22 protein-coding genes are annotated in these 16,795 nt (G+C 67.0%); 6 read left to right on the top strand and 16 right to left on the bottom strand.

What is annotated here, in order from left to right; all coding sequences use genetic code 11:
* The 13 genes from AC1DNC_RS16055 to AC1DNC_RS15995 form a co-directional block, all read right to left on the bottom strand.
* Entirely contained in the window at nucleotides 1–720 is a 720-nt protein-coding gene (locus AC1DNC_RS16055; protein WP_476863531.1) for a C40 family peptidase, read from the bottom strand.
* The gene (locus AC1DNC_RS16050; RefSeq protein ID WP_476863530.1) at nucleotides 717–1,151 is read right to left on the bottom strand and encodes a flagellar FliJ family protein; all 435 of its coding nucleotides are present in this window, start codon (nucleotides 1,149–1,151) and stop codon (nucleotides 717–719) included. Before AC1DNC_RS16050 ends, AC1DNC_RS16055 begins: the two co-directional genes overlap by 4 nt.
* A complete protein-coding gene (locus AC1DNC_RS16045) occupies nucleotides 1,148–2,476 on the bottom strand; it encodes a FliI/YscN family ATPase (protein WP_476863529.1) in 1,329 nt (442 codons plus the stop codon). The genes AC1DNC_RS16050 and AC1DNC_RS16045 overlap by 4 nt, the downstream gene beginning before the upstream one ends.
* The gene (locus tag AC1DNC_RS16040) at nucleotides 2,473–3,153 is read right to left on the bottom strand and encodes a FliH/SctL family protein (RefSeq protein WP_476863528.1); all 681 of its coding nucleotides are present in this window, start codon (nucleotides 3,151–3,153) and stop codon (nucleotides 2,473–2,475) included. The genes AC1DNC_RS16045 and AC1DNC_RS16040 overlap by 4 nt, the downstream gene beginning before the upstream one ends.
* Nucleotides 3,143–4,159: a flagellar motor switch protein FliG gene (fliG, locus tag AC1DNC_RS16035; RefSeq protein ID WP_476863527.1), complete on the bottom strand. Its 1,017-nt coding sequence runs from the start codon at nucleotides 4,157–4,159 to the stop codon at nucleotides 3,143–3,145. The genes AC1DNC_RS16040 and fliG overlap by 11 nt, the downstream gene beginning before the upstream one ends.
* On the bottom strand, nucleotides 4,156–5,766 hold the full coding sequence (gene fliF / locus AC1DNC_RS16030; protein ID WP_476863526.1) for a flagellar basal-body MS-ring/collar protein FliF: 1,611 nt from the start codon (nucleotides 5,764–5,766) through the stop codon (nucleotides 4,156–4,158). The genes fliG and fliF overlap by 4 nt, the downstream gene beginning before the upstream one ends.
* Nucleotides 5,766–6,071 carry a flagellar hook-basal body complex protein FliE gene (gene fliE / locus AC1DNC_RS16025; RefSeq protein ID WP_476863525.1) on the bottom strand — a complete coding sequence of 102 codons (306 nt, stop codon included), beginning with the start codon at nucleotides 6,069–6,071 and terminating at the stop codon, nucleotides 5,766–5,768. The genes fliF and fliE overlap by 1 nt, the downstream gene beginning before the upstream one ends.
* The gene (locus AC1DNC_RS16020; RefSeq protein WP_476863524.1) at nucleotides 6,071–6,463 is read right to left on the bottom strand and encodes a flagellar basal body rod protein FlgC; all 393 of its coding nucleotides are present in this window, start codon (nucleotides 6,461–6,463) and stop codon (nucleotides 6,071–6,073) included. Before AC1DNC_RS16020 ends, fliE begins: the two co-directional genes overlap by 1 nt.
* Complete coding sequence (locus AC1DNC_RS16015; protein ID WP_476863523.1) at nucleotides 6,463–6,804, bottom strand: flagellar basal body rod protein FlgB; 342 nt, start codon at nucleotides 6,802–6,804, stop codon at nucleotides 6,463–6,465. The genes AC1DNC_RS16020 and AC1DNC_RS16015 overlap by 1 nt, the downstream gene beginning before the upstream one ends.
* Nucleotides 6,805–6,971: 167 nt before the next feature.
* Complete coding sequence (locus AC1DNC_RS16010; protein ID WP_476863522.1) at nucleotides 6,972–7,373, bottom strand: hypothetical protein; 402 nt, start codon at nucleotides 7,371–7,373, stop codon at nucleotides 6,972–6,974.
* Nucleotides 7,366–7,863 (bottom strand): flagellar export chaperone FliS, encoded by a 498-nt coding sequence (gene fliS, locus AC1DNC_RS16005; protein WP_476863521.1) that lies wholly within the window; start codon nucleotides 7,861–7,863, stop codon nucleotides 7,366–7,368. The genes AC1DNC_RS16010 and fliS overlap by 8 nt, the downstream gene beginning before the upstream one ends.
* A complete protein-coding gene (gene fliD / locus AC1DNC_RS16000) occupies nucleotides 7,863–9,191 on the bottom strand; it encodes a flagellar filament capping protein FliD (RefSeq protein WP_476863520.1) in 1,329 nt (442 codons plus the stop codon). The genes fliS and fliD overlap by 1 nt, the downstream gene beginning before the upstream one ends.
* Nucleotides 9,192–9,381: 190 nt before the next feature.
* A complete protein-coding gene (locus tag AC1DNC_RS15995) occupies nucleotides 9,382–10,218 on the bottom strand; it encodes a flagellin N-terminal helical domain-containing protein (RefSeq protein WP_476863519.1) in 837 nt (278 codons plus the stop codon).
* 304 nt (nucleotides 10,219–10,522) lie between these two features.
* Between AC1DNC_RS15995 and AC1DNC_RS15990 the strand changes: the two genes are divergently transcribed.
* From AC1DNC_RS15990 to fliW, 4 genes are read left to right on the top strand one after another with little or no spacing between them, the layout of a single operon-like run.
* Complete coding sequence (locus AC1DNC_RS15990) at nucleotides 10,523–11,008, top strand: flagellar protein FlgN (protein ID WP_476863518.1); 486 nt, start codon at nucleotides 10,523–10,525, stop codon at nucleotides 11,006–11,008.
* A 10-nt stretch (nucleotides 11,009–11,018) separates the two neighbouring features.
* On the top strand, nucleotides 11,019–12,461 hold the full coding sequence (gene flgK, locus AC1DNC_RS15985; RefSeq protein ID WP_476863517.1) for a flagellar hook-associated protein FlgK: 1,443 nt from the start codon (nucleotides 11,019–11,021) through the stop codon (nucleotides 12,459–12,461).
* 2 nt (nucleotides 12,462–12,463) lie between these two features.
* A complete protein-coding gene (flgL, locus tag AC1DNC_RS15980; protein ID WP_476863516.1) occupies nucleotides 12,464–13,387 on the top strand; it encodes a flagellar hook-associated protein FlgL in 924 nt (307 codons plus the stop codon).
* On the top strand, nucleotides 13,384–13,773 hold the full coding sequence (gene fliW, locus AC1DNC_RS15975) for a flagellar assembly protein FliW (protein ID WP_476863515.1): 390 nt from the start codon (nucleotides 13,384–13,386) through the stop codon (nucleotides 13,771–13,773). The genes flgL and fliW overlap by 4 nt, the downstream gene beginning before the upstream one ends.
* A gap of 41 nt (nucleotides 13,774–13,814) precedes the next feature.
* On the opposite strand, the gene AC1DNC_RS15970 is transcribed toward fliW, so the two are convergent.
* Together AC1DNC_RS15970 and AC1DNC_RS15965 are read right to left on the bottom strand one after the other, a co-directional pair.
* Entirely contained in the window at nucleotides 13,815–14,378 is a 564-nt protein-coding gene (locus AC1DNC_RS15970; RefSeq protein ID WP_476863514.1) for an AMIN-like domain-containing (lipo)protein, read from the bottom strand.
* A 269-nt stretch (nucleotides 14,379–14,647) separates the two neighbouring features.
* Nucleotides 14,648–14,950: a DUF4193 domain-containing protein gene (locus tag AC1DNC_RS15965; protein WP_354233579.1), complete on the bottom strand. Its 303-nt coding sequence runs from the start codon at nucleotides 14,948–14,950 to the stop codon at nucleotides 14,648–14,650.
* Between the two features lie 141 nt (nucleotides 14,951–15,091).
* On the opposite strand from AC1DNC_RS15965, the gene AC1DNC_RS15960 reads away from it, so the two are divergent.
* On the top strand, nucleotides 15,092–15,439 hold the full coding sequence (locus tag AC1DNC_RS15960) for a hypothetical protein (RefSeq protein WP_476863513.1): 348 nt from the start codon (nucleotides 15,092–15,094) through the stop codon (nucleotides 15,437–15,439).
* Nucleotides 15,440–15,457: 18 nt separating this feature from the next.
* On the opposite strand, the gene AC1DNC_RS15955 is transcribed toward AC1DNC_RS15960, so the two are convergent.
* Nucleotides 15,458–15,940, bottom strand: a complete 483-nt coding sequence (locus AC1DNC_RS15955) for a GyrI-like domain-containing protein (protein ID WP_476863512.1) — start codon at nucleotides 15,938–15,940, stop codon at nucleotides 15,458–15,460.
* A gap of 171 nt (nucleotides 15,941–16,111) precedes the next feature.
* Between AC1DNC_RS15955 and AC1DNC_RS15950 the strand changes: the two genes are divergently transcribed.
* Nucleotides 16,112–16,657, top strand: coding sequence for a hypothetical protein (locus tag AC1DNC_RS15950; protein ID WP_476863511.1), 546 nt, complete (start codon nucleotides 16,112–16,114; stop codon nucleotides 16,655–16,657).
* Nucleotides 16,658–16,795 lie beyond the last annotated feature (138 nt).

Raw genomic sequence — 16,795 nt, 5'->3', positions numbered from 1 at the left:
TCATCGGGCGCCTCCCGCCGGGACGATCCGCCGGATGGAGGTCAGGTTGGACTGCTGCTCCCAGGCGTCGCGGATCTGGATGGTCTTGCCGGGCACGGGCGCGTCGATGGCCTTGCCGTTGCCGAGGTAGATGGAGATATGGTTCCCGCCGAAGCTGATCAGCAGGTCCCCGGGCTTTGCCTCGGCGAGCGATGCCACCGGCGTTCCCTGTTTCATCTGGTCGCTGACGACGCGGGGAAGCTCGACGCCGAGGTCCTTGAAGACCCGCTGCGTGAAGCCGGAGCAGTCCATCCCGGTAGCAGGGTTGGTGCCGCCCCAGACGTAGGGCACCCCGATGTACTTCTTGGCCATGGCAACGACGTCCGTTCCGGTCGCGGTCCCGGCAGGGACAGACACCGGACCGGCCATCGAGGCGGGCCCGGCGAGCCCCGCCAGGTCCCCGAGGCCCTTGGTCGCGCCGAGGCCCAGGCCGCTTCCCAGGCCCAGGCCGCCGGCCAGGGAAGAGGGATCCGTCGCCGCGACGTCGGCGTTTCCGCCCAGGGCCGCGCTGAGCGCGTCGGTGAAGGACCCGGCGTCGGCGTTTCCTGCCCCGGTGGCGAGGGACGTCGCTGTGGCGGCCTTCAGCGCCGCGGCGGTGCTTTCGGTCTGCGCGGGACGGGTGAGTTCAGCAATCATCGACTGGATGCCCTGCATACGGCCCAGCGCCTCGGTCATGCTCATGAGCGCACCTGCTGTTCATCCCGGTGCCAGATCGTCGAGGAGATTTCGTCCAGCGTGGACTGTTCGGCACGTAACTCGGCGGTGTTCAGCTCAGCGTGGTGGCGGGCCTGCAGCTTTTCCAGGCCAACGGACCGGGTGCGGGCGGCGATGAACTCCTCGCGCGCGGTGGCCTCATCCGTCTCGGCGACGCGGGCGAGGTTCTGCAGGTCCGCGAGCATGCTGTGGGACGCCGAGCGGGCAGCCGCGACGGCACGCAAGGACGCGGAGCTCTCGATGGCCTCGTCGGTGGCGGACAGCTCCCGGCGGGCGGAGGCTTCGCGGGCGCGGACGGAGCTGGACCGGGAACGGGCGCGGGCCAGCCCGGAGGCTGCCTGGTCCTGCTGGATCTGGCGGAGGCGCAGCAGCCCCGCGAGCGAAAATTGCCGGTTCATGCCGCGGCTCCCAGGATCGAAGTGAGGTGGTCCAGTTGACGCCAGGACTCAGGGTGGGGGGTGGACTCGTCCATCGGCTGCTGCAGGAAACCGCTGACGGATTCCTCGTGCGCCAGGGCGGCGTCCACCAGCGGGTTGGTCCCGGACTGGTAGGCGCCGACGTCGATCAGGTCCTGTGCTGCCTTGCGGGCGGCGAGGACGCGGCGAAGCGTGGAAGCCGCCTCGAGGTGCGGGCGGGCGTTGACCTTGGACGCGACGCGCGAGACGGACCCCAGCACGTCCACCGAGGGGAAGTGTCCCGTCACGGCGAGCTTGCGGTCCAGCACCACGTGGCCGTCGAGGATGGATCGTGCGGCGTCGGCGATGGGTTCATTGTGGTCGTCGCCGTCCACCAGCACGGTGTAGATGCCGGTTACGGAGCCGGTTTCGGCGGTGCCGGCGCGCTCCAGCAACCGGGCGAGGATGGAGAAGGTCGACGGCGGGTAGCCGCGGGTGGCGGGGGGTTCGCCGGCGGAGAGGCCGATCTCGCGCTGGGCCATGGCCACCCGGGTCAGGGAGTCCATCATGAGCACGACGTCCTGCCCCTGGTCGCGGAAGGATTCGGCGATGCGGGTGGCCGTGAACGCGGCCCGCATGCGCATCAGCGCCGGCTCATCGGAGGTGGCGACGACGACGACTGAGCGGGCCAGCCCGGCGGCGCCCAGGTCGTCCTCCAGGAATTCGCGGACTTCACGGCCGCGCTCCCCCACGAGGGCGATCACGGACACTTCGGCGTCGGTGCCGCGGGCAATCATGGACAGCAGCGAGGACTTGCCGACGCCGGAGCCGGCGAAGAGGCCCATGCGCTGGCCCTTGCCAAGGGTGGTCATGGTGTCCAGGACCCGGACGCCGGTCTGCAGCGGGGTGTTGATCCGGGCGCGCTTCATGGCGTTCGGCGCCTCGTTGTCGATCGGCACGCGCGGGCCGCTGAGCAGCGGGCCCTTGCCGTCAATCGGGCGGCCGAGGCCGTCGAGCACCCGGCCGAAGAGTCCCGCGCCGGTGGGAACCAGCACGGTGCCGCCCTTGGCACGGACTGCGTCACCGGCGGCGACGCCGGCCAGGCGTCCCAAGGGCATGCAGCGCACGGCGCCGTCCAGGGCTGCCACCACCTCGGCGTCGAGCCCGGGGTTCTCCCCCACGGTAACCAGGTCACCGAGGGCGCAGTCCAGGCCGGACACCTCCAGGCCCAGGCCCATCACCGAGGTGACGATGCCGACCCGCTGGGGTGCGGCAGCGGCAAGTGCGGCCGCGAAGTCATCGCCCTTGGGGCGCCACTGGTCGATCATGGCTGCCCTCCGGAGAGCGCGTCCGGGGCCTCCGCGGCCCGCTGCTGGTCCCCCAGCAGAGCTGCCTGGGCGCGGGCCAGGGCGCTGCCGAGGCTGGCGTCGAGCCAGCCTTGCTGGTACTCCACCTTCGCGTCTCCGCGCAGCAGGGACGAATCGGCGAGCAGCGGCAGGCCGGCCGGCAGGTCCTGGCCTTCCTTGGCGAGCACCTCGATGTCGGCGGGATGCAACCGGATGGCCAGCACCGTGGCGGCGTCGTTGCCGGACAGGGCGCGGGCCAGGGCGGCGCGGGCGGTCCGGGTGCCCTCGGCGAGTTCGTAGCCGAGGATGGCCTCGGCCAGCTCCAGGGCGGTGCGGGCCAGCACCTCTTCGGCGTCGTGCAAGGCCTGGACGTTGCGGTGGGCGAAGTCGGTACGGGCGACGGCGAGGGCGCGGACGGCACGGTCCAGGTCCTGCTGCCCGGCGGCGAGGGAGGCGGCCTGCTCGGCAGCCATCCGGTCGCGCCAGCGGCGCTGTTCCTTCGCGGCGGCGCGGACACCCGCCGCGTAGCCGGCGGCGTGGCCCTCGGTGTAGCCGGCCTGTTCGTTGGCCGGGCCGCCGGAACGCAGTGAGGGGAAGACGATGCGGGCCGGGGCGCCCCCGGCCGAGCCGGCGTCCGTCGAGGACGCGTCAGTAAACATAGTCTTCTTCGTCCCCGCGCTGGATGGTGATCTGGCCTTCCGCTTCGAGCTCGCGGATGGAACGGACGACGGCGGCCCGTGCCTCCTCGATCTGCGAGGCGCGCAGCGGTCCCAGCGCCGCCATCTCGGATTCGAGGATTTCCAGGTTGCGGCCGGAGACGTTGGTGGTGATGGTTTCCAGGACCTGTTCCGTGGCGCCCTTCATGGCGACGGCAAGCACGGAGGCGTCCAGGCCGCGGAGCACCAGCTGGACGTCGCGGCGTTCCAGCTTGACGATGTCGTCGAACGTCACCATCTGGGCGCGGATCTCCACGGCGAGGTCGGGGTCGAGCAGGTCCAGTCCATCCAGGACGGAGCGTTCGGTGCCGGCGTCGGTCCGGTTGATGATTTCCAGCAGCGGCTGGATGCCGCCCACCACCTTGGAGGCCTGCTGCGAGACTGCCGCGCCGCCGCGCAGTTTCAGCGTGTCGGCGACGATGCCGATGGCTTCCGGCGCGCCCGAGCCCATGGTCGCGATGCTCAGTGCGACGTCGGCCCGGAGCGAGCCGGGCAGCCCGGACATCACGGCCGAGGCCTTGCGCGGGCTGAGGTGCGCGAGGACCAGGGCGATGGTCTGCGGAAGTTCGCCGTCGATCAGGGCGAGGATCTGGACCGGTTCGATGTCTTCGAGGAATTCGAACGACTTACCGGCCATGTTGACGGTGAGCCGGTTGATCAGGCCCGCGGCCTTCTCCGAGCCGAAGGAGGCCTCGAGCAGGCCCTCGGCCAGTTCCCGGCCGCCGCGGGCCTGCCGCGGGCTGCTCAGGGCGGCCTCGTGGAAGTCCTTCATGATCTGTTCGGCGACTTCCGGGTCCACCTTGCGGAGCCGGACGATCTCGGCAGCGATTTCTTCCGCCTCGGCGTCCGTGAACTGTGCCATCACCCGGGCCGCGTTGGGCGGGCTCATCTGCATCAGGACGACGGCGGCGCGCTGGGTGCCGGTAAGGGTCGAATCGACGAGTTTCATGCGGGCTGCCTGTCATCCATGAGGCTGCGGAGGTAGTCGGCTGCCTTCTCCGGGTTGGAGGCGACCATGTTGTCGATCTCCTGCATGCGGCGTTCGGCTTCCAGCACCTCCATCGGCGGCGCGGGCAGCGGCTGCAGCGGCAGGGCAGTCAGCGGGATGGCCGACGTCGCCGGGGCGGGGTCCAATGCGGTGACGGCGGGGATCGTCGGCAGCAGGTCCAGGCGTTCGCCCAGGTCCACCGGCTCGCGCTTCTGTCGGCGGCGCAGGACGACGACGACAATCAGCGCCAGGATGAGCAATCCGAGCAGGATGCTGCCGGCGGTGACCAGGGTTGCGAAGAAGGCCTGCTGCTTCTGTGCCTCGAGGTCGGCCTTGGCCGCGTCGAGCGAGGCGTTGGCCTGGTCCGCGGCCGCGGTGCTGAACGGGATCACCTCGACGGTGACGATGTCGCCGCGGGCCTTGTCCACGCCGGCGGCCGAGGTCACCAGCGCGGTGAGCGAGCCGATGTTGAGTCCGCCGGCGGCGGCCTGGCTGACGGCCACCGAAATGGTCTGGCGCTTGACGGCGCCCGGCGGGATGACCCGGTCCTCGGTGACCTTGTTGACGGCGTTGTTCTTGGTGGCGGTCGTGGAGTCGAAGCTGCCGTTGCCGCTGGTCCCGCCGGGGACGGCGATGTTGTCCGGACCGAGGACGCCGGCGGCGCCGCCAGCGCCCCCGCTGTACTTTTCCGTCTTGGAGCTTTCGCTCAGCGGCAGCGCGCCGGGGGTGTTGGAGAAGGTTTCGCTCTTTTGCTGGGCCGACTCGCCGGTGATGTCCGCCGCCACTGCCACGGTGGAATTGCCGGGACCGACCACGCGGTCCAGGACGGCGCGGACGGCGTCGCCGGTGCGCTGCTGGTAGTCGGCGGCCTGCTTCGAGGAGGAACCTGCGGCTCCGCCGCCCACCGTGGACAGAACGTTGCCCTGCGAGTCCACCACGGAGACGTTGGCGGGCTTGAGGTTTTCGATCGCGGCGGAGGTCAGGTGCACGATGGCCTGGACCTTGTCGCCGGAAAGGGTGACGCCGGGCGCGGTCTCCACGAAGACCGAGGCCGTGGTGTCCGGGGTCTTGGAGACGAAGACGGTCTTTTCCGGGATGGCAAGCCGGACCGCGGCGGTCTTCACGCCGTCCATGGCGGAGATGGTGCTGGCCAGTTCGCCCTCGAGGGCGCGCTTGTAGGTGACAGACTGCTGGAATTCCGAGGAGGTAACGCCCATCTTGTCCAGCAGCGAGTAGCCGGTGGCCGCGGCTGTCGGCAGGCCCGCTGCCGCAGCCTTGAGGCGTTCGTCGTAGACCTTGTCCTGCGGAACGAGGATGGTGGAGCCGCCGTCGCTGAGCTCGTAAGGCACGTTGTCCTTGCGGAGCTGCTCCACGATGCCGTTTGCGTCCGTGTCCTTGAGGCCGGAGAACAGCGGCGCCAGGGTGGGCCGGGTGAGCCAGGCGGAGAGAGCCACAATTCCGACCACCAGCAGCGCAGCACCAATGACGGCCAGCGTGCGCTGGCCGGTGGTGAAGCTCTTGAGTCCGGCGCCGAAACGCTGGAAGAAGACAGTAATCTGCGGAGGCATCAGGCCTGCATCCTCATGATCTCGTTGAAGGCGTCAACGCCCTTGTTCCGGACGGTGGCCACGAGTTCCAGGGTGATCTGTGCCCGGCTCGCAGCGATGGTGGCGTTGTGGATGTCATCCAGGTTGCCGGTCACCGCGGAGACAGCGAGCTGCTTCGACGTCGATTGCAGCTGCTGGAGGTTGTCGACGGCGCCGGTGAGCGAAGTGGCGAAACCAGAGCCGTCCGTCGCGGGCACCGATGCGGCGCCGGAGAGGTAGTCCGTGGGCAGTACGCCCTGAACCGGCGCGATGGGGGAAACAGGCATCAGGATCTTCCAATCTCAAGGGCGGCGAGATAGGTCTCGCGTGCGCGGTCCACGACCTGGGCGTTGGCCTGGTAGCCGCGCTGGGCGATGATCAGGGCACCCATCTGCTCGGCCATGTCGATGTCCGGGTACTTCACGTTGCCGTTGGCATCGGCAAGGGGGTGGTCCGGCTGGTAGACGATGCGGCCTGCGCCGTCGCCAAGCTGCGTGCTCTTGACGTACACGCCGGTGCCGTCGGCGCCCTCGGCCGCTTCAACGTACTTGGCGCGGAACGCCGGTCCGGAGGTGGCGGAGGCGTTGTTCATGTTGGCAAGGTTGTCCGAGACCGCGTCGAGCCACTTGCGGTGCACGGTAAGGGCGGAGCCGGCGATGCCGATTGCGTCGAAGGTCATTAGTTGGTCCTCATGGCTGCGCGCACGGCGGTGAATTCCCCACCGATGGCGCGGGCGGCGAACTGGAAGCGCAGTACCGTGTCGATATTCGAAAGGGTCTCGGTGTCCAGGTTGACGTTGTTGCCGTTGAGCTGGGTGGGCTCGAGGGAAGTCGCCGTCGTGGCCTCGGCATGGCCGTCCCCGGACTCAACGGACGCGGCAAGGGCAGCTTCAAAGCTGACGCGCTTGGCGTGGTAGTTCGGGGTGTTGACGTTCGCGATGTTGTTCGCGATGGCGCGTTGGCGCAGAGCCAGCCCGTCCATGGCGCTGGCCAGGGCTGCGGAAGTCACGGATTCGAGCACAGAGTCCTGCCTGGGGAATTGTGGGGTGGCCGATCCGTGGCCGGTAAACGAGCGATCCGTGCTCTTACTGTGGTTATCGGCACAGTTCCGCGCCGCGTTAGAGAAAACGTGAAAGGTTTATTCGGGTTTTTTCAATTCACTGTTCGACGGCGGTTTTTGCAGCAGGCTCAGCTGTTGACGTCGAGGTAAATTGCCCCCGCTGGGTCGCCGATGCCGGGCACCGAGCTGACTGCCTGCAGTTGCCTGCCGACGTCGTGCTTCGCTGCCTCCAGTCGCCGGGCGACGCGCTCCTGGGCCGCCGAGAGCGCCATGGCGCGGCGCCGCGCCTCCGGCGGCAACGGCGTGCTCAGCGCGGGCGGAGACCAGCGCTCGGCCGGGAGCGCCGCTACCGGCTGCTCCGGCGAGGAGAGTGGTCCCAGCGGATCCTTCAGCGTCTTCTCCGCAGCGACCACAGCCATCTCCAGCACGTCCAGCACCAGCATCCACGCGGCGAGGGCAGGATCTGCTGCAAGCTCCGCCGCGGGCGGGTATTCAGCCGCGTATTCCCCCCGAAAGGCTGGCTCAGCCAAAACCAAGGCTCCCGCCACCAGCGCCCGGCTGCGTGGCCCAGGCCCCGGCTGCAGCGAACGGCTTCGCGGCGGAGGCTGCCGTCTGGGCTGCCGGGATGGCGGCGGCAGCCTCGTGCCAGGCTTGGCGCAGGGGCTCCAGCAAGTCGATCGCCTCGCGGGTCAATCCTGCGTCCCGCTGGACGTTGGCGTTGACGAGGGCCGTGAAGGCGTAGTTGTAGAGGCCCAGCAGACCGTCCGCGCCGTCCCAGGCATCGGTCTTGAGAGAGGAAATGAGTTCGGCGATGATCGCCTGGCCGTGCAGGAGGTTCTCAGAGGCAACGGGCCAATTGGCGGACTGCTGCGCGGTCTCGGCGCGGCCGAGGTCCAGCAACAGGCGGTCGTACAACATGGTCAGTAGGCGGGCGGGCGGTGCGGAGAGCACCGAATCCGCGAGGTATTGGTTGCGCTGGGCTGCGCCGCCGCTGCCGTAGCCGAAGGGGGTGCTGGTCATTACTTGGAGCTCCCGCTGGAGAGGCCGGCAAGCTGCCCTGCGAGCCAGGACTGCTGCGCCTTCATGTTGCTCATTGCCACTTCGAGAGCCGAGTAGGTGCTTTTCAGGGTGGCTTGCCGGGAGGCAAGACGAGTGTCCCAGTCGCTGATCCGGTCCGCAAGATCCCGGACCTCCGACTGCTGGCCGGTGATCTTGGTGGTCAGCGTGCCGGTGTACTTGTCCGAGGCGGCCATGGCCGCGGAAGCGATGCGACCCGCAAGTTCCTGCACCTTTGCTGCGGTGCCGGCCGGATCGGCGGCCAGGGCGGCGCCGAATTTGGTGGCGTCAAACTCCATGGTGCCGGTCTTGGTGATGCTGATGCCCATCTCAGACGGCGACCGCGGCGGCGTGCCCACCGGTAGCGAGGCGGCGGAGAGGATGTTCTGGTTCACCGAGCGCACGGTGCTGTCACCGGCAAAGACACCGGCTGAGGTCGAAGTACCGCTGGTGTTGGTCGTGGTGCTTACCGTGGTCTTGCTGGCCACCAGCGAGAAGATGCCGTTCACGCCGTCCACCAGATCCGAGGCCAGCTTGGTGATACCCGCGTCATCGCGGGACACGGTCACGGTCACGGGCGCCGCGGTGACGTCCTTGGCGGTAATGGAGACCCCGGGCAATAGGTTGGTGAAGGTGTTGCTCGAAGACGTCACTGTCTGCGCGGCCGTCGTGTTAGGCCAGAGCGAAATCTCGGCGTCCTGGGCGGTCTTCACGTTGGTGAAGGTGGTGCCGGCGTCCGTGATAGTGAAGGCACCCGCGGTGCCGGACTTGGTGGCGGTGAACTGGAGGCGGAAGTCTCCCCCGCCGACGTCGACCTTGGTAGCGGTCACACCGGCCCCGGCGGCGTTCACCGCGGTGACGACGTCGTCCAAGTTGTTGGACGCGGGGGTGATCGTGTAGTCCTTACCGCCGCTGTTGATGGTCATGGTGGTGTAGGGCCAGCCGGTTACGGCGTTGACCTTGGGCGTCACGGTGACCTGCGTCTGGGCAAGCTTGGTTACCTGGAAGTCGATGGAACCGGCCTTGGCTGCCGCGGTGGTAGTGGCTACGACTAGGTCGCTGCTCGTGGTCGCGGTGGTGAGATCGAGCGCCCCGGGCTTTGCAGCGGCAGTCGCCTGGGTTGCCAAGGCCGCCACTTTGCCGTTGAGCCCTTGGAGCGCGGACACCATGGACTGGATGTCGTAGGACTTGTTCTTGAGCAGCGTTTGCGGGAGAGCCTCCGACTGCATGATGGAGCTGATCAGGGCGGTGGTGTCGAGCCCGCTGGCCAGTCCGTCGAGTGAGATTCCCATCGCTGCCTCTCCTTGCTGTCAAGTGCTGCAAAAACGTTCGGTGGTGGTGTTAGTTCTGACGTATCGGGTGTTGCACGTAAGGGCCGGACGATGGTTTTGCCATCGTCCGGCCCCTCCGCAGCTGGATGATCGGGAGTGTCTCTTCGTCCGATCGCCGGTGGCAGCCCTACTGCTGAACTGCCGGATTCGCCTAGCGCAGGAGCGAAAGAACGCCCTGGCTGGACTGGTTGGCCTGGGCCAGCATTGCGGTGCCGGCCTGGGACAGGATGTTGGCCTTGGTGAACTTGACCATTTCCGAAGCCATGTCGACGTCGGCGATGCGGGACTGAGCGGCCTGCAGGTTCTCACCAGCGATGTTGAGCGACTTGATGGTGTGCTCGAGGCGGTTCTGGGTAGCACCCAGGTCCGCACGCTGAGCAGAGATCTTGCCGATGGCGTCGTCGATCTTGCCGATCGTTGTGGCAGCCAAGGCGGCCGTCGAGACGTCAAAGTCGGTTCCCGCACCACCCAGCGCGCCAACGGCAGTGGGCACGTCGCCGAGCTTGATGTCGATCTGCTCTGTGGTCGCATCCTTTCCGGTACCTACCTGGACCTTGAGGGTCGCGCCGGTGTCGAGCAGCTTGATGCCATTGAAGTTGGTAGAAGCACCAATGCGGTCCAGCTCCTTGCCAAGAGCCGTGGCTTCCTTAGCAATTGCCTGGCGTGATTCCGTGTTGTTGGTGTCGTTACCACCCTGGACAGCAAGGTCACGCATACGCTGCAGGATGGAGTGAACCTCGGTCAGGGCACCTTCAGTCGTCTGGATGACAGAGATGCCGTCCTGGGCGTTGCGAGCCGCCACAGCCGAGCCGGTGACCTGCGACTTCAGGCCCTCGGAGATGGACAGGCCTGCTGCGTCATCGCCGKCGCGGTTGATGCGCAGGCCGGTGGACAGCTTCTCCAGGGACTTGGAGAGGTCGTTCTGGGTGGAGTTGAGGTTGCGGTACGAGTTGTTCGCCGCGAGGTTGTTGTTAATAACGAAGCCCATGGTATTTCCTCCGTGATTGGGACTGTAAGCGATGGCCCATCCGTGGGCCTTCAGCAGTAGTTATCGCCACTTGTCATGCAGGGGTAAGGAGAAATCCAAAATTCTTTTCAAAAGTTGCTCGCGGTCGAAATCCGCGTGTTATCAGTCTTATTCCTGCTAACGGGTGCGGAAATCCTGCCGATAGTTTGTACGAACCCTGCTGCAGGCCTCATCGTCCGCACGAAGCGACCACGCCGCGGGTTCCATGAATGAACCGCATCAATCGCCCGCACCATTCGCACTCATATAGGGAGCCGTCCGGACCATGGCCATCCACGAACTTTCCGCCCTGCTGTGGCGGGAGCGTGAACTTCTGGACGTTCTGACGTTCAAGCTGGAAGAAGAGCAGCTGCTCCTTACCTCCGGCAAGTCCCGCTGGCTGCCCCACGGCACCCGCGAAGTGGAGCAGGTTCTGGGACACCTCTCGCAAGCGAGCCTGGCACGCACCATCGAGGCCGCCGTCGTCGCCGAAATGTGGGGCCTTCCCACAGATGCCACGCTCGGCGAACTCGCCGAGGCCGCCCCGGAGGGCGCCTGGGCAGAGGTGTTGAGCGCGCACCTCGCGGCCCTGACTCGCCAGACTGCCCTGATCAAGGAACTGCGCGACGCGAACGAACAATATTTGCGCACCGCAGTCCGGTCCACGCAGGAGTCCCTCGCAGACCTGCGTCCAGCCGCCGCCGGCACCTACGACGCGCACGGCAAGACCGGGGAATCTGCCGCCTCCCGCATCTTCGACAAGCAATTCTAAGGAAGCGACCATGAGCACCTTTGGCGCGCTGAACACCGCCTACCGCGGACTGACTGCTTCCCAGCAGGGCATGAACGTCGCAGGACAGAACATCGCCAATGCCGCCACGGAGGGCTACACCCGCCAGCGCGTCCAGCAGTCCGCGATCGGCGCCCCGGCCCCGGGGATGTTCAGCAGCGGCACAGTCCAGACGGGCCAGGGCGTTTCGGTGGACGCAATCGCACGGCTCGGCAACAGCGTCCTGGACACCAGCGTCCGTTCCGCCGGCGCTCAGGCCGGCTACGCCGGGATCCGTTCGTCGGCACTTCAAGGCATTGAGGGCATCCTGCAGGAGCCCGGCGACAACGGCATTTCCTCCGCTCTCCAAGGGTTCTGGTCCGCGTGGCAAGGCGCCGCGAACCAGCCGGGCGAGGACGGCCCCAAGGGACTGCTGCTGAACGCAGCCAACTCCCTTACGGACAAGATTTCCTCCAGTTATCAGGCCCTGCAAGGTCAATGGAGCAGTGTCCGCGCCCAGGCTGCCGACGCCGTGGACGTCGTCAACTCCGCGGCCAACCAGGTGGCCGCTTACAACGCCACCATCCGCTCCACCCTGGCCGCCGGTGGATCCGCGAACGAGCTGATCGATGCCCGCGCCAAACTCACCGAAACCATTTCCCGGCTTGCCGGCGGAACCGTGCGCGAACAGCCGGACGGCACCGTGGACGTCCACGTCGGCGGCAACCCCTTGGTGATGGGCACCTCCGTCCGGGTGCTGGAGCTCTCCGGCAGCCAGTCCGGCGACGCCCTCGGATCCACGGTGCAGTTGCTGTGGAAGGATTCCGCGGGGGTGGCATCCTCCGACGGCGGCGAAATCGCCGGCGCCCTGTCCGTCCTCGCCCCGGCCGCCACAGCACCTTCGACCCCGGGCACCGGCGGTGCCATCGCCGAAGCTGCCGAGACCTACAACAAACTCGCGGCAACCCTCGCTACGACCGTGAACGAAGTCCATAAAAAGGGCCAGCTTCCCGATGCCGCACCGGGCACTCCCGGCGCCATCGGCGTCGACTTCTTCACGATCAGCGGCACTCCCGCTGCACTTGGGATCAAAGCCCCGACCGGCACCGCCGGCATCGCACTGAAATCGCCGAACTCGGGCGCCCTGGATACCAGCATCGCGGACCAGATCTCCCAGCTGGGCACCGGCGCAGCTTCCCCGGACAAACTGTGGTCCGGGATCGTCACCGGAATTGGCGTCCAGTCCCGCGGAGCCCAGCAGCGCGAGTCCCTGACCTCCGCCGCCGAAGCCTCCGCTCTGACCAGCCGCGCCTCGCAGGCGTCGGTGAGCCTGGACGAAGAAAACGTCAACCTGCTCACCAACCAGCACGCCTACCAGGCGGCCGCCCGCGTGATGACCGCCGTCGACGAGGCGCTGGACGTCCTGATCAACCGCACCGGACTGGTAGGAAGGTAATCATGCTGAACCGCGTAACGAACCTGACCATGAACGCGAACGCCCAGCGGACGCTGCAGTTCCAGCAGGCCAAGCTGGCCGAACTGCAGGACAAGGCCACCTCGCTAAACAAGATTTCCCGCCCTTCGGACGACCCCGCCGCCACGGCCCAGGCCCTGGCCACCCGGTCACTCCAGGCGGCCAACGCCCAGTACGGCCGGAACATCGACGACGGGAACACCTGGTTGACCGCCGCGGATTCTGCCCTGGAGCAGGCGACGAACGTGATGCGCCGGGTCAAGGACCTGACAGTGATGGCGGGCAACGGCTCGTTGAACCAGTCCGGCAAGGACGCGATCGCCGCGGAGCTGGAATCCCTCAACCAGGATCTGGTGGGGATTGCCAACTCCCAACACCTGGGCCGCAACATCTTCGCCGGCAGCTCGGACGCGTCCGGCGCGTTCACCCCGGGAACACCACGCAACCCCGCCATCCGCAGCGACACCGGCACCCCTCCGACGTTTAACGGTACGGGCGTCAACCCGGTGGAGCGCCGGATCAGCGCCACGCAGACCGTGCGTGTGGACGCCGACGGCGCCGGGATTTTCGGCAACGGCAATGGTTCCGTTTTCGACGTCGTGAGCAAGCTGGCGGCCGATCTGCGGACGGGCACGGATGTCACCCCGCGTGTGGGCGACGTCGACACCGCGTTTAAGAACATCGTCAATGGCCGTGCTGAAATTGGAACGCGGCAGGCACAGCTGGAACGTGCCGGCAACGTCAACACCGAAATGGAGGCCTCGTTGGACGCCCAGCGGAGCGGGATTGAAAAAGCTGACCTTGGCAGCGTGATCATGGACCTGAAGCTTCAGGAAACCAATTACCAGGTGGCCCTGGCGGCTACGGCGAAGGTCTTGCAGCCCACCCTGATGGACTTCCTGCGATGAACTCCGTTCTCAGCAGCACTCCCGTGACGTTCACCGCGCCCATGCCGGGGCTGGAAAACGTCCACGACTTCGCCCTGCGGAACATCGACAGCGCCCCGGGTCTGTTCGCCCTTGAGTCCGGCTCCGCACCGGTGCGGCTGTTCCTCGCGGATGCCGCAGTGTTCGTCCCGGGCTACACGCCCCCGCTTCCGGCCGCCGCGCTGGACGCCCTGGAACTCGGCAACGACGAGACGCCGCAGGTCCTCGTGGTGGTTAACCACTCCCCCACTTCCACCACCGTGAACCTGATGGCACCGATCGTGCTCAATCCCGCTAGCCGTCGCTGCACCCAGCTGGTGCTGGACGGCAAAGAGTACCCGTTGCGGGCGGAGCTCGGCGCGCTGTAGCCGGGACCGCCGTCGACCCCTCGGCGCCCGACCGGAGCCGCTCACCAGAAGTGGGCGACGTCGGTGACCAGGCGTGAGCCGCCGTCGGGCCCGGCAAGCGTGAAGACCCGGAACGGCAGCCGCGCCCGGACGCCCAGTCCTAGGCTGGTGTAGCCCTCGAAGCTTCCGGCCCAGGCCACTTGGCGGAACGTCTGGTACCCGGCAACATTGCTTAGCTCGGCCTTGTTGACCGGGTTGTAGCTCGACCTGCCGTTCGCGTCGTTGGCCGGCGCGTTGGCGGTGACCTGGATGAAGGCCTGCCCGCGCAGCGCGATCGGCAGCCCGGAACCGTCCTGCACCACCTGCGGCACGTAGCGTACGGAGTAGCCTGCCAGCGCCCGTCCGTTAAGGTCTATCACCAGGCGGTCGAAGCAATAGTGCTGGCCGGTCCGGACGTTGACCACCTTCGCCTGGCTCATCGCGGCATTGGCCTTGGCCAGCGATCCCCAGACGAGGCCGCAGTAGGGCGCAGCGACCGCCGGTGCGGGCGCCAGGAGACCCCAGCCAGCCGCCGTCAGTAAAGCCACCAGCCAAACGGCGAGCCTGTTCCCACGGGATCTTGTCACGACAGCCGCCCCCTCAAATCATCCGGATATCCACCCCACCCGGATACCTCAAGAGTAGAACCGCGCGTTTGGGTTGACGAGAGGTCGTTAGCCCCAACTAACTCGCAGTAGGTGTCGTTTTGAGGGTTGAAAACGGCAATTACTGCGAGTCAGTTGGGTTGGGCATCTCCGGATACGGCAAAGCGCCGGGCCCCCAAGGGCGTCCGGCGCTTTGCTTTGTGTAATTCAGAATTCTTGAAACAACCCCCGGTGTTCCAGGCAGGAAGGTTTTAGCCTTCGCAGTCGCGGCAGTACTTCTGGCCGTTCTTTTCCTTGGCGACCTGGGACCGGTGACGGACCAGGAAGCAAGAGGAGCAGGTGAACTCGTCCGACTGCTCGGGAACAACAATGACGGTCAGTTCTTCGCCGGAGAGGTCGGCGCCGGGAAGGTCAATGCCTTCGGCGGTGTCGTTCTCGTCGACGTCGATAACAGCAGTCTGGGCACCGCCGCCACGGGATGCCTGAAGGGCCTCCAGCGATTCAGCGGGAGATTCTTCTTCTGTCTTGCGTGGGGCGTCGTAATCGGTAGCCATAGCGGGGTTCACTTTCGTTGCTGCACAGCGCCATTTCAGGCACCTCAGTGAAGCAGTTTAGGGCATCATGCTGGTAGTTGGCGCATAGTGTGTTGAAAGCGACATCCCGCGTCACGAACCGGTTGAACCAAGGAGGCAATGATGGCTACGAAACTCAACAAAAAGTCGCTCGCCCACGCCCGTCGACTGATCAAGGACGGCAAGGTCCAGCGCGACACCCGGGACGACTGGAGCGAGCACGCCCCGTCGGCCGAACAGGAAAACAAGTTCATCGATAAGAACGGATTCGCCGAGTTCTCACAGTGGCATCTGGGCCTCGACCCGGATGCTTCCGAGGGCACCAAAGGCAGCGTCACGTTTCCCTTCGGCGACTTCAAGAAAGTCCACCGCTGCGCGGTCATATCGCTGGAGAGTCGCGCGGCGCAGCACGGCCACGACGACATCGCCGACGCCGCCAGGAAGCTTCTCGAAGAGATCGACGCCGACTAGCGCCGGACTGCGTGCGGCTCAGGTCACCGGCCAGACAACGAGGGTCTTCCAGGCCGCCGGGTCCGGCTCGGTGGCCGGATCGCTGAGGTAGTACTCCCACATGGCGTCGCCCGGCGTCAGGCCCTCCGCCTGCATCTTGGCCATCACGGCGCTGTAGGTCTCCGGGAGTGCGTCGTAGGGGCCCACGTGCATCGCCTCGAGGGCACGCCCGGCGGGGAGCACGCCCGCTGTCACGGCACCCTCTCCCCCGCCCGGGTACGGTGCGGCAAGCGGGAAGCCTGCTTCGACGTCGACGACGTCGGTGGGCATGCCGCGATACAGGGCGAACGGCGGGCCGGCCAGCTGCACGTTTTGCTGCTGCACGGCCGTCATCACCGAACGGTAGGCGCGGTCGAAGAAGTCGCGCAGGGCGTTCATGGGCACGGTCTCGCGCAACACCGCGGTCGGCGTTTCCTGGAGGTCGGTGGATTTGATGTCCGGGGCCGGGTTCGATTCAGTCATAGCGCAAGGCTCCGCCCTCGGCCGCAGGCCGGTCAAGGGGCTCTTGGCCCCTGCCGTCGATGCGGCGCAGGGCCTGAATGCGAACGCCGGCGATGACCGCTGCAATCGAATCATGCGCCCGCGAGCGCGCGGCCCACTTGCCATCCCGTAGGTGGTCCGTAGACTCAGCGCATGTCTGTTCTTGGGGGAATGACGACCGTGCGTTGCGCCGCGGCGCTGGCCGCCTGCCTGGTGTTGGGGCCCGTGCTGGCCGCGTGCGCCTACGAAGACGACGGCGGTCCCCAGCCTTCGGTGGCCGGCTCCAGCGGCCGCCCGGGGTACACCCTCCCGCCCAAGGATCCTGACATCCTCGCCGTTGAAACCCGCAACTACGCCGAACTGGAGCGGCGCCTTGCCACAGCATCAGGAAAGCCGCTGCTGACCGATTCAGGTCCCGCCGACGGCCCAAGTGTCGGCTTCCAGAAATCAGCCACCGTAGAGACGGCCGGGCCCCACACCGTCACCGCGGCCTGCGTCGGCATCCCCCACGCCCAGATCTACCTCTCCCAGGACATCAAGGGCGGAAGCCAGTACACAGTCCTCGAGATCGACTGCTCGGAAACCCGTGCGCAGGTTGTCCAGCTGGCGGCAGGACACGTCGGCGCCCACCTCACCCGGGCCGATCCGAACGGCGCCTGGACCGGAGCGGTCGCCGGACTCAGGATCACCTCCGAGTAAGGCTCGTCGGCTGGAGCATGGGCGTTGCCCGGCCCGAGGACCCGGAATGACTGCCCAAGCTAATGGGACCGCATTAGGACCTTCAGCCCTAAGTAACTGTGAGAGGCGGGCGCACACTGTTGCCGAGGTCGGATCAGC

The sequence above is a fragment of the Arthrobacter sp. 01N442 genome (assembly GCF_056399345.1).
This window is presented reverse-complemented; position numbering and strand designations above follow the sequence as displayed.

What these genes read in the sequence shown, in the direction of transcription:
- AC1DNC_RS16055 (WP_476863531.1), bottom strand. Translation starts at nt 720, where the DNA reads ATGAGCATGACCGAGGCGCTGGGCCGTATGCAGGGCATCCAGTCGATG.
- AC1DNC_RS16050 (WP_476863530.1), bottom strand. Translation starts at nt 1,151, where the DNA reads ATGAACCGGCAATTTTCGCTCGCGGGGCTGCTGCGCCTCCGCCAGATC.
- AC1DNC_RS16045 (WP_476863529.1), bottom strand. Translation starts at nt 2,476, where the DNA reads ATGATCGACCAGTGGCGCCCCAAGGGCGATGACTTCGCGGCCGCACTT.
- AC1DNC_RS16040 (WP_476863528.1), bottom strand. Translation starts at nt 3,153, where the DNA reads ATGTTTACTGACGCGTCCTCGACGGACGCCGGCTCGGCCGGGGGCGCC.
- fliG (WP_476863527.1), bottom strand. Translation starts at nt 4,159, where the DNA reads ATGAAACTCGTCGATTCGACCCTTACCGGCACCCAGCGCGCCGCCGTC.
- fliF (WP_476863526.1), bottom strand. Translation starts at nt 5,766, where the DNA reads ATGCCTCCGCAGATTACTGTCTTCTTCCAGCGTTTCGGCGCCGGACTC.
- fliE (WP_476863525.1), bottom strand. Translation starts at nt 6,071, where the DNA reads ATGCCTGTTTCCCCCATCGCGCCGGTTCAGGGCGTACTGCCCACGGAC.
- AC1DNC_RS16020 (WP_476863524.1), bottom strand. Translation starts at nt 6,463, where the DNA reads ATGACCTTCGACGCAATCGGCATCGCCGGCTCCGCCCTTACCGTGCAC.
- fliS (WP_476863521.1), bottom strand. Translation starts at nt 7,863, where the DNA reads ATGACCAGCACCCCCTTCGGCTACGGCAGCGGCGGCGCAGCCCAGCGC.
- fliD (WP_476863520.1), bottom strand. Translation starts at nt 9,191, where the DNA reads ATGGGAATCTCACTCGACGGACTGGCCAGCGGGCTCGACACCACCGCC.
- AC1DNC_RS15990 (WP_476863518.1), top strand. Translation starts at nt 10,523, where the DNA reads ATGGCCATCCACGAACTTTCCGCCCTGCTGTGGCGGGAGCGTGAACTT.
- flgK (WP_476863517.1), top strand. Translation starts at nt 11,019, where the DNA reads ATGAGCACCTTTGGCGCGCTGAACACCGCCTACCGCGGACTGACTGCT.
- flgL (WP_476863516.1), top strand. Translation starts at nt 12,464, where the DNA reads ATGCTGAACCGCGTAACGAACCTGACCATGAACGCGAACGCCCAGCGG.
- fliW (WP_476863515.1), top strand. Translation starts at nt 13,384, where the DNA reads ATGAACTCCGTTCTCAGCAGCACTCCCGTGACGTTCACCGCGCCCATG.
- AC1DNC_RS15965 (WP_354233579.1), bottom strand. Translation starts at nt 14,950, where the DNA reads ATGGCTACCGATTACGACGCCCCACGCAAGACAGAAGAAGAATCTCCC.
- AC1DNC_RS15960 (WP_476863513.1), top strand. Translation starts at nt 15,092, where the DNA reads ATGGCTACGAAACTCAACAAAAAGTCGCTCGCCCACGCCCGTCGACTG.
- AC1DNC_RS15955 (WP_476863512.1), bottom strand. Translation starts at nt 15,940, where the DNA reads ATGACTGAATCGAACCCGGCCCCGGACATCAAATCCACCGACCTCCAG.
- AC1DNC_RS15950 (WP_476863511.1), top strand. Translation starts at nt 16,112, where the DNA reads ATGTCTGTTCTTGGGGGAATGACGACCGTGCGTTGCGCCGCGGCGCTG.